Origin of the sequence: uncultured Rhodoblastus sp., from assembly GCF_903903185.1 — a bacterium.
Lineage (GTDB): Bacteria > Pseudomonadota > Alphaproteobacteria > Rhizobiales > Beijerinckiaceae > Rhodoblastus.
The window spans coordinates 1-4,999 of the sequence record NZ_CAIUXT010000156.1 but is presented as its reverse complement, the minus strand read 5'-3'; the positions used below and the strand labels follow the sequence as shown (position 1 = coordinate 4,999).

The 4,999-nt window shown below is 52.6% G+C and carries 4 protein-coding genes and 1 pseudogene; 2 read left to right on the top strand and 3 right to left on the bottom strand.

Going from position 1 to position 4,999, the window contains the following annotated elements; genetic code table 11:
• A partial coding sequence (locus tag QZY01_RS14820) for a transposase domain-containing protein (protein WP_294538306.1) occupies window positions 1-235 on the top strand: 235 nt, incomplete at its 5' end.
• Window positions 236-253: 18 nt separating this feature from the next.
• On the opposite strand, the gene QZY01_RS14815 is transcribed toward QZY01_RS14820, so the two are convergent.
• From QZY01_RS14815 to QZY01_RS14805, 3 genes are all read right to left on the bottom strand, one after another.
• The gene (locus tag QZY01_RS14815; RefSeq protein ID WP_294538304.1) at window positions 254-838 is read right to left on the bottom strand and encodes a hypothetical protein; all 585 of its coding nucleotides are present in this window, start codon (window positions 836-838) and stop codon (window positions 254-256) included.
• Between the two features lie 1,202 nt (window positions 839-2,040).
• Window positions 2,041-2,331: a hypothetical protein gene (locus tag QZY01_RS14810; protein ID WP_294538301.1), complete on the bottom strand. Its 291-nt coding sequence runs from the start codon at window positions 2,329-2,331 to the stop codon at window positions 2,041-2,043.
• A 277-nt stretch (window positions 2,332-2,608) separates the two neighbouring features.
• The gene (locus QZY01_RS14805; protein ID WP_294538299.1) at window positions 2,609-4,660 is read right to left on the bottom strand and encodes an AAA domain-containing protein; all 2,052 of its coding nucleotides are present in this window, start codon (window positions 4,658-4,660) and stop codon (window positions 2,609-2,611) included.
• Window positions 4,661-4,726: 66 nt separating this feature from the next.
• Here QZY01_RS14805 and QZY01_RS14800 point away from each other — a divergent pair.
• Window positions 4,727-4,999, top strand: a pseudogene (locus QZY01_RS14800) (UPF0149 family protein); the annotation flags it as partial.

The window sequence follows — 4,999 nt, the reverse complement described above, 5'->3', positions numbered from 1 at the left end:
TATCGTCGAGCGAGCCATCAGGCCCCAGGCAATTACCAGAAAGAATTCACTTTTCGCCGGTTCCGCCGGCGGAGGCCAGACATGGGCGGCGATCGCCACCATGCTTCAAACGTGCAAGATGAACGGCGTCGATCCCAACGCATGGGCCAAACAGACCCTGGAGCGAATCGCCAACCGATGGCCCAACAAGGAAATCGAGGCGCTGATGCCGTGGAATTTCAAGCCAGACGAGTGAACGGCGCCGGATGAACGCTTACGTCCGATGCGCGAGATAATAGTCATAGATTTTTGCGGCGTCTTTTTCGACGACGCTTTCGGTGAGGATTGTGTCAGGAGCATTGAGGGCGATTTTCTTGAGAAATTTGGGCGCGCCGTCGTCAGCGGCGACAATCTGCCAGAATGCGGAATCGAGAGCGGTGTTAACGATAATGCCGTGCTTGATAGGACGTCGTTCGGCTTCCTCGACTAATTTCCAGAAATTTACTCGCTCTTCGAGGGTTGCGGAGATGTTGCCGAATGACGAGCGGTTCTCGACGGCGCCTTCGCGATCGATATAAAGAGCGGCAGATGCGGCATAGCCGGCGTCGTCCGGCTTCGCGAGAAAATTCGAAAGGCCATCGCCAGCTTCGGCTCTGTCGCGCTGTTCAAGTTTAACTTGAGCTTGAGCTTTAGCTTCGTTGGCGACGACTTCGAGCGCTTGATCGCGCTCGATATAGAGTTGGTGGCTTGCCGCCGACGTCCACGAACCGGCCGCCTTGTTGGCGGCGCGTCCGGCGAGGCGGTCGGTGAATGCCGACCCACGCGACACAGGCGTCAGTTGAAAATGGAATGAGGTCATTCCGTCTGCGGATTTCGCACGGATGCTTGTTTTCGGGCGCCCGAAAAGCGAGGCGCCGAATCTGGCGCCGGCTGAAAAGGCCGGTCCGGCGCCGCCAGAGGGGCCGCGAGAGGTCCGGATCTGGTTGGCGGCGGCGATCATTCGGGCGCGCTGCTTCGACAGCTTCGCCTGTAAGGCGTGAGCTTTGCGGGCGAGCGCTTCAGCTTTGCGCGGAAGGGTGTCTGACGCCTGGCTGGACATTGGCTTATGATAGCATATGATGGGTTGTGGTCAGCAAGTAAAAAATGAATAAAAATACCACAGCGCCGCAATTTGCGGCGCGCGACCCAGGATGGGGGCGCGTGGCCCGGCCGACAGGCCGGAAAAGCCCTCCGCTCAGGAGCCCTGCGGCGAAGCCGTCTAGCAAACTCGGTGCAAGCTTAAGCTGCACCATGTTTGCGGTATCGGGCCTTCAAACCGATTTGCCACCTGACGACCTCGCTAGAGAGCAAATCGCCATAACCTACGTATGACGCAATATGCGTGTAAAGCGTTGATATTGTTGAAGATTTTGCCATATTGGCCCAAAATCGCTAAACCATTGAAAACATGGCACTTTCCAGGTCGCGGCTTGAGCGCCTGGCGGCGGGTTTTCACGGCTTCTCGACTGGGTTTAGGGGTGTTTTCAACGGCACTGGGGCGGTATCGCCCGGCCGGTCTTGAGGTCTGGGATTGGGCTTAACAAATAAAAAGTGGTGGCTTAGACTTCACCTGTTCTTGATGAGGCTTTGGGCTGGTTTTGATTACGGGCTATTGGTTGTAAGAAAGACTCGTCTGGCGGATCGCTGATGTAAATAAATTGAGCGAGTGTCGTATATGTTTTAGATAGACGCAAAAATGAAGGCGATTGGCATGATGGCGTTATCTGGCCAACAGCACGCAGAAAATGAAACGGATAAGAGTACAAAAATAAAACCCGCTATTTAGCCGATTTTTGATAGGGCCGTCTGGCTTATGGCTCGATTTGGTAATTTTGTGAATTCTTTATAATACTATAATCGACTTCTTATCAAAAAAGAATTTTATGGGCGATGATGAGCCGATGCGGAATGAGCGGGAAATGGGGGGGAATTTAAGGATTTTCGACTTTTAACATAAATATTTTTTTATGGTGTTTTTGCCGATGACGTCGAAATAGCGAAAAAACGCGGTTTTTGTATCATTTATATAAAATGATTTCTGAAAAGCGAAAAACCGCGGGGATCGACGGCGCGGATGGTGGTGGCGAACTCACAAAATTTGGCGTCGGCGTTGCGATGACAGCGCAGGGTCCAGTCGCCGTAGTTGGCGGAGCTTTCCTGGGGATCCGCGCCGATGGGCGGCAATTTCACGGGCGCCGGCGGCGTCTTGCCAGGGGTTTCCGTGCCGACCGGCATGGGCTCGGGTGCCTGCGCGAACGCCGGGAGGATCGAGATCCCGGAGAGGAGGGAAAGGATGATGATGCGTTTGACCATGACTGGATATGGGCCTCTTTTTTTCGCCGCATCGAAGGACGGGCTGTCGCTATGATTTTGCTCGGTTGATCGCCGAAGTCAAGCTGAATAGCTTAGATCAATTACGATGAGCAGGCGTTGTTTCAGGCAAAGAATTTTGCCGGCGAGGTCATTTTGTGAGGCGGTTGATTTTTTTTGATGATTTCAGATGATGTCAATTTGACGAAAGGGGGGTGGAACGCCTCGCCGCCGATTTTCCTCTTGTGAGGAAAATCGGCGGCTCGGTTGTGTGTTCATATTAAAAGTTGACGAGCTTCCATCCTTTTTTGATCAACATGTTTCGTATTGTGGAAAATTGATCGGAATTCCATCCTTTTCGATTACGAAAAAGACCATAGCGCCAGTTTCCGGGTTCATCTCCTTTATTCCGAACGCCGTAGACACACGCCAGATTGACGGCTTCTGGATCGGTCAGGGCGGGGTCGTTCCTGAAGGTTTTCTGGGCGATGGAATTGACTGTGGAGTCGGGTTCGATTTCATAGCGGCTGTGAACAACGAGAAGCTCAGTGTTCATAAGGGCAAAAAGTGTGAAGATCTCAGGTGAAGGGTCTGCGTTGAGCAAATCGTTTGGTACGACAGAATGATAAAGGTGGGTTGCGTGGCGTGACCTCGTCATCAAGACGTTCATTTTTTTCATAGAGCCGGAGGACATGTCAGATGTCGGCTGCCGCGGTTTCGCGATCTTTTTTGTTTTAGGGTCGATGCCATGGCCAAAGGATACCCAGGCTTCGTCACGTTCTTGACCCTGAACCTCGGCCGCGGTGTAGACGACAAAAGGTTCTTTTTCGACAGGGGATAAAATTTCTTCCGTGAGGTTCATTATCTTGAGACGTTTTTTGATGCAGGTTTCGACGGTACGAGCTTGGCTGTAGGTCCAGCCGATGACCATACGGGATCTTAATATCCCGAGGGATTTGGATTTGATTGAGGATTCAACCAGCCTTGCGGCGAGAACCTCGGCTTCGAGGATATTTTTGGTTGAGTGTTGAGTTGTCTGGACCGCCGCCGTGGGAACGAAAGTTACACAAAGTCCATCTTTGGGATTTCGCCTTGGAGAGGGGACCACCTTCAGGAGGCCGTCGTATATTAAGGTGTTGGAAAACGTAAGGAGTTCAGGGTGAATGGAGCGATAGTGATATGTCAGCCGATATTGTGAGAAATTGGGATTTTTCAAAGCGAGGTCGATGAGGCTGGTATCGTCCTTATCTAATTTGGGGGCGGAGGGCGACGGTGGCGACTGGTCGGGATCACCGATGATGATGATCTGTTTCGCCTGCCAGGCGAAGGAGAATATCTCGGCGGTCGTGACACGGGAGGACTCATCGATGATCAGGATATCAAATGGATCAGTGACGCGACCCTTGCCGATGACAAATTCGGTATAGTTATATTCTGTTTCGCCCATGAGGCGGCGAAGCGCGTCGAGCGCGGCTTCGACTTTTGAGGCGACCACAATCTTGATCTTGGGAAATTGATGGTGACAGTTCGTGACGATGGAAGCGATCGTTTGAGTTTTACCACAGCCGGGAGGACCGATCAGCACGAGGTTTTCACCAGCAAGGGCGGCGAGGACCACTTTTTCCTGATCTGGATTGGTTTTAATACTGGAAATGAGACGTGAGTGGAATGCACGAGGCGTTGGCGCTATGTTCTTGACGCCAGCGAGCAGCGCCGCGGTGGGAGATTCAAGAATAGCGGGATTGCGATTGGGATCGATGGTGCGCGCCAGTTGGGCATTTTCGTTTAGGAAAATTCCGACGTGAACGTCCTGGACGATCACAGGACGAATTGTTGGGTCGTCGGTTCGAAAGGCTTTGAGGAGCGGAACCGATGGGTCGATTTCGGCCTTGATGTTATGATTTTTAAACCATGAGATTAATGAACGGTTGATGTCAGGCGGTTCACAGAGACGAAGGATCGATTTTCCGAAGTCAGGATCATCCTTGTCGGTGATGGTGTCAATGACGACATCCGCTAGGAATAACGGAGATTGGCGAGGAAGCGGAAAGTGTCGGAATTTTGCCGTCTGGCTGAGTTGGTCGAACCATTTTACGGTGCCGATGGCGACTTGGAGCCGGGCCATTCGTAACTGGACCGGGATTCTGGCAGGTTTTTGCTTTTCGGTAAGAATCCGCCAGACCCATGTGGTTTTTTCATCAAGAATCATTTGTGTCCCGATGAGAGGAAATCGTTCGGGCGATTTTCGAAAATCGAGTCGGGGATCGTCGAGGACGGGTTTGTCGATCGAACGAGATAGACCGGAGAGGAGGGCGCCTAGATCTTTTGTCATGGACAGATATTATGATGTATTGTCAAAAATGGCAACCGCCCATGAATCAGAAGGAATTTGAGGTGAGTGAAGAATGGGCCTTACCATGTGTGCTCGAAGCAGCGTCATACTGCCGGGAGTCTGGCGATCGAGGTGATCGTCACTTACCCATTCCATCCAAGACACAGCCAGCGGGTTCAGGTCGCAGGCGTAAAACGGCATCCCGAGGCGACATCCCTATCGATGCTCGACGGCGCCGTCGCCGCCGTGGTCGCGGGGCCGGTTTCGATGCATCCTGCGGAATGGGTTTGCCCGCTGCTCGGCGTTGCGCCCGACGCGTTCAATCACGACACCAAAACC

What these genes read in the sequence shown, in the direction of transcription:
- QZY01_RS14810 (WP_294538301.1), bottom strand. Translation starts at nt 2,331, where the DNA reads ATGGTCAAACGCATCATCATCCTTTCCCTCCTCTCCGGGATCTCGATC.
- QZY01_RS14805 (WP_294538299.1), bottom strand. Translation starts at nt 4,660, where the DNA reads ATGACAAAAGATCTAGGCGCCCTCCTCTCCGGTCTATCTCGTTCGATC.
- QZY01_RS14815 (WP_294538304.1), bottom strand. Translation starts at nt 838, where the DNA reads ATGACCTCATTCCATTTTCAACTGACGCCTGTGTCGCGTGGGTCGGCA.